Source organism: Pseudomonas sp. p50(2008) (genome assembly GCF_015351605.1).
GTDB lineage: Bacteria > Pseudomonadota > Gammaproteobacteria > Pseudomonadales > Pseudomonadaceae > Aquipseudomonas.
Genome location: NZ_JACMYF010000024.1, coordinates 1 through 5,367 on the forward strand (window position 1 = coordinate 1; position 5,367 = coordinate 5,367).

2 tRNA genes and 2 rRNA genes are annotated in these 5,367 nt (G+C 51.2%); all 4 read right to left on the minus strand.

The window, feature by feature from the left end:
- Positions 1–27 precede the first annotated feature (27 nt).
- The 4 genes from H7698_RS30860 to H7698_RS30875 all read right to left on the minus strand — a co-directional run bounded on the left by H7698_RS30860 (position 28) and on the right by H7698_RS30875 (position 4,970).
- Positions 28–2,919 (minus strand): 23S ribosomal RNA (locus tag H7698_RS30860).
- 249 nt (positions 2,920–3,168) lie between these two features.
- Positions 3,169–3,244 (minus strand) — tRNA-Ala (locus H7698_RS30865).
- A gap of 30 nt (positions 3,245–3,274) precedes the next feature.
- Positions 3,275–3,351: transfer RNA gene (locus H7698_RS30870), tRNA-Ile, on the minus strand.
- An 82-nt stretch (positions 3,352–3,433) separates the two neighbouring features.
- Positions 3,434–4,970 (minus strand): 16S ribosomal RNA (locus H7698_RS30875).
- The 16S and 23S rRNA genes sit together here with 2 tRNA genes alongside, the layout of an rRNA operon.
- Positions 4,971–5,367 lie beyond the last annotated feature (397 nt).

The window sequence follows — 5,367 nt, forward strand, 5'->3', positions numbered from 1 at the left end:
GAAGCAAGCAAATTGCTTGGGTGTTATATGGTCAAGCCTCACGGGCAATTAGTATTGGTTAGCTCAACGCCTCACAGCGCTTACACACCCAACCTATCAACGTCGTAGTCTTCGACGGCCCTTCAGGGGACTCAAGGTCCCAGTGAGATCTCATCTTGAGGCTAGTTTCCCGCTTAGATGCTTTCAGCGGTTATCTATTCCGAACATAGCTACCCGGCAATGCCACTGGCGTGACAACCGGAACACCAGAGGTTCGTCCACTCCGGTCCTCTCGTACTAGGAGCAGCCCCTCTCAAATCTCAAACGTCCACGGCAGATAGGGACCGAACTGTCTCACGACGTTCTAAACCCAGCTCGCGTACCACTTTAAATGGCGAACAGCCATACCCTTGGGACCGGCTTCAGCCCCAGGATGTGATGAGCCGACATCGAGGTGCCAAACACCGCCGTCGATATGAACTCTTGGGCGGTATCAGCCTGTTATCCCCGGAGTACCTTTTATCCGTTGAGCGATGGCCCTTCCATACAGAACCACCGGATCACTAAGACCTACTTTCGTACCTGCTCGACGTGTCTGTCTCGCAGTCAAGCGCGCTTTTGCCTTTATACTCTACGACCGATTTCCGACCGGTCTGAGCGCACCTTCGTACTCCTCCGTTACTCTTTAGGAGGAGACCGCCCCAGTCAAACTACCCACCATACACTGTCCTCGATCCGGATAACGGACCTGAGTTAGAACCTCAAAGTTGCCAGGGTGGTATTTCAAGGTTGGCTCCACGCGAACTGGCGTCCACGCTTCAAAGCCTCCCACCTATCCTACACAAGCAAATTCAAAGTCCAGTGCAAAGCTATAGTAAAGGTTCACGGGGTCTTTCCGTCTAGCCGCGGATACACTGCATCTTCACAGCGATTTCAATTTCACTGAGTCTCGGGTGGAGACAGCGCCGCCATCGTTACGCCATTCGTGCAGGTCGGAACTTACCCGACAAGGAATTTCGCTACCTTAGGACCGTTATAGTTACGGCCGCCGTTTACCGGGGCTTCGATCAAGAGCTTCGCGTTAGCTAACCCCATCAATTAACCTTCCGGCACCGGGCAGGCGTCACACCCTATACGTCCACTTTCGTGTTTGCAGAGTGCTGTGTTTTTAATAAACAGTCGCAGCGGCCTGGTATCTTCGACCGGCATGAGCTTACGGAGCAAGTCCTTCACCCTCACCGGCGCACCTTCTCCCGAAGTTACGGTGCCATTTTGCCTAGTTCCTTCACCCGAGTTCTCTCAAGCGCCTTGGTATTCTCTACCCAACCACCTGTGTCGGTTTGGGGTACGGTTCCTGGTTACCTGAAGCTTAGAAGCTTTTCTTGGAAGCATGGCATCAACCACTTCGTGTTCTAAAAGAACACTCGTCATCAGCTCTCGGCCTTAGAATCCCGGATTTACCTAAGATTCCAGCCTACCACCTTAAACTTGGACAACCAACGCCAAGCTGGCCTAGCCTTCTCCGTCCCTCCATCGCAATAACCAGAAGTACAGGAATATTAACCTGTTTTCCATCGACTACGCTTTTCAGCCTCGCCTTAGGGACCGACTAACCCTGCGTCGATTAACGTTGCGCAGGAAACCTTGGTCTTTCGGCGTGGGTGTTTTTCACACCCATTGTCGTTACTCATGTCAGCATTCGCACTTCTGATACCTCCAGCAAGCTTCTCAACTCACCTTCACAGGCTTACAGAACGCTCCTCTACCGCATCACCTAAGTGATACCCGTAGCTTCGGTGTATGGTTTGAGCCCCGTTACATCTTCCGCGCAGGCCGACTCGACTAGTGAGCTATTACGCTTTCTTTAAAGGGTGGCTGCTTCTAAGCCAACCTCCTAGCTGTCTAAGCCTTCCCACATCGTTTCCCACTTAACCATAACTTTGGGACCTTAGCTGACGGTCTGGGTTGTTTCCCTTTTCACGACGGACGTTAGCACCCGCCGTGTGTCTCCCATGCTCGGCACTTGTAGGTATTCGGAGTTTGCATCGGTTTGGTAAGTCGGGATGACCCCCTAGCCGAAACAGTGCTCTACCCCCTACAGTGATACATGAGGCGCTACCTAAATAGCTTTCGAGGAGAACCAGCTATCTCCGAGCTTGATTAGCCTTTCACTCCGATCCACAGGTCATCCGCTAACTTTTCAACGGTAGTCGGTTCGGTCCTCCAGTTAGTGTTACCCAACCTTCAACCTGCCCATGGATAGATCGCCCGGTTTCGGGTCTATTCCCAGCGACTAGACGCCCTATTAAGACTCGCTTTCGCTACGCCTCCCCTATTCGGTTAAGCTCGCCACTGAAAATAAGTCGCTGACCCATTATACAAAAGGTACGCAGTCACCCAACAAAGTGGGCTCCCACTGCTTGTACGCATACGGTTTCAGGATCTATTTCACTCCCCTCTCCGGGGTTCTTTTCGCCTTTCCCTCACGGTACTAGTTCACTATCGGTCAGTCAGTAGTATTTAGCCTTGGAGGATGGTCCCCCCATATTCAGACAAAGTTTCTCGTGCTCCGTCCTACTCGATTTCATGACTAAGAGATTTTCGCGTACAGGGCTATCACCCACTATGGCCGTACTTTCCAGAACGTTCCGCTAATCTCAAAGCCACTTAAGGGCTAGTCCCCGTTCGCTCGCCACTACTAAGGGAATCTCGGTTGATTTCTTTTCCTCAGGGTACTTAGATGTTTCAGTTCCCCTGGTTCGCTTCTTAAGCCTATGTATTCAGCTTAAGATACCTAACTTATGTTAGGTGGGTTCCCCCATTCAGACATCTCCGGATCAAAGTCTGTTTGCCGACTCCCCGAAGCTTTTCGCAGGCTACCACGTCTTTCATCGCCTCTGACTGCCAAGGCATCCACCGTATGCGCTTCTTCACTTGACCATATAACCCCAAGCAATCTGGTTATACTGTGAAGACGACATTCGCCGAAAATTCGATAATACTCAATTAAGAGCAACTCACAAATTTTACCTTAGCCTGATCCGTTACCAGTGAAAGTAACGTTCAGTCTATCTTTCTATCACATACCCAAATTTTTAAAGAACGAACTAGTCAAAGACTAGAAATCAACATTCACCATCGTACGATGGAATGCTCATTTCTAAGCTTTACACAATCAGAAGCAGTTAGTGGTGGAGCCAAACGGGATCGAACCGTTGACCTCCTGCGTGCAAGGCAGGCGCTCTCCCAGCTGAGCTATGGCCCCGTATTTCTACAGGCGTTTCCCACACAAAATTGGTGGGTCTGGGCAGATTCGAACTGCCGACCTCACCCTTATCAGGGGTGCGCTCTAACCAACTGAGCTACAGACCCAATTTCGGGCTGCTTCTTTTCGTCTTCTTCAATGAATCAAGCAATTCGTGTGGGAACTTATGGAGCAGCTGATGTCGTCGATTAAGGAGGTGATCCAGCCGCAGGTTCCCCTACGGCTACCTTGTTACGACTTCACCCCAGTCATGAATCACACCGTGGTAACCGTCCTCCCGAAGGTTAGACTAGCTACTTCTGGTGCAACCCACTCCCATGGTGTGACGGGCGGTGTGTACAAGGCCCGGGAACGTATTCACCGCGACATTCTGATTCGCGATTACTAGCGATTCCGACTTCACGCAGTCGAGTTGCAGACTGCGATCCGGACTACGATCGGTTTTCTGGGATTAGCTCCACCTCGCGGCTTGGCAACCCTCTGTACCGACCATTGTAGCACGTGTGTAGCCCAGGCCGTAAGGGCCATGATGACTTGACGTCATCCCCACCTTCCTCCGGTTTGTCACCGGCAGTCTCCTTAGAGTGCCCACCATTACGTGCTGGTAACTAAGGACAAGGGTTGCGCTCGTTACGGGACTTAACCCAACATCTCACGACACGAGCTGACGACAGCCATGCAGCACCTGTCTCAATGTTCCCGAAGGCACCAATCCATCTCTGGAAAGTTCATTGGATGTCAAGGCCTGGTAAGGTTCTTCGCGTTGCTTCGAATTAAACCACATGCTCCACCGCTTGTGCGGGCCCCCGTCAATTCATTTGAGTTTTAACCTTGCGGCCGTACTCCCCAGGCGGTCAACTTAATGCGTTAGCTGCGCCACTAAGAGCTCAAGGCTCCCAACGGCTAGTTGACATCGTTTACGGCGTGGACTACCAGGGTATCTAATCCTGTTTGCTCCCCACGCTTTCGCACCTCAGTGTCAGTATCAGTCCAGGTGGTCGCCTTCGCCACTGGTGTTCCTTCCTATATCTACGCATTTCACCGCTACACAGGAAATTCCACCACCCTCTACCATACTCTAGCTCGACAGTTTTGAATGCAGTTCCCAGGTTGAGCCCGGGGATTTCACATCCAACTTAACGAACCACCTACGCGCGCTTTACGCCCAGTAATTCCGATTAACGCTTGCACCCTCTGTATTACCGCGGCTGCTGGCACAGAGTTAGCCGGTGCTTATTCTGTCGGTAACGTCAAAACACTAACGTATTAGGTTAATGCCCTTCCTCCCAACTTAAAGTGCTTTACAATCCGAAGACCTTCTTCACACACGCGGCATGGCTGGATCAGGCTTTCGCCCATTGTCCAATATTCCCCACTGCTGCCTCCCGTAGGAGTCTGGACCGTGTCTCAGTTCCAGTGTGACTGATCATCCTCTCAGACCAGTTACGGATCGTCGCCTTGGTGAGCCATTACCTCACCAACTAGCTAATCCGACCTAGGCTCATCTGATAGCGCAAGGCCCGAAGGTCCCCTGCTTTCTCCCGTAGGACGTATGCGGTATTAGCGTCCGTTTCCGAGCGTTATCCCCCACTACCAGGCAGATTCCTAGGCATTACTCACCCGTCCGCCGCTCTCAAGAGAAGCAAGCTTCTCTCTACCGCTCGACTTGCATGTGTTAGGCCTGCCGCCAGCGTTCAATCTGAGCCATGATCAAACTCTTCAGTTCAAACATCTTTGGGTTTTTAAGAAACCCTAAACTTGGCTCAGCAATCGTTGGTTACATCTTTGATTTCTCGCGGAGTAACTTGTGATGCTGATAATCTTGTTGACTATCAGTCTGACTCCACAAGCACCCACACGAATTGCTTGATTCAGTTGTTAAAGAGCGGTTGGTTAAGATCTTTCGTCTCAACCGAGGCGCGCATTCTACAGCAGCCTCTGTTGCTGTCAAGCGGTTATTTTCAGAAGTTTTCAAAGTTTCCTTTGTAACTTCAACCACTTGCGCTTTCGATCTCTCGTTAGCGGGAGGCGAATTCTACAGCGTTACTCGCTGCTGTCAACACCTCTTTTTCAACTCCTTTCGCGCTTCGATGACCTGAAGCAACTCACTGCCGAAAACCGCG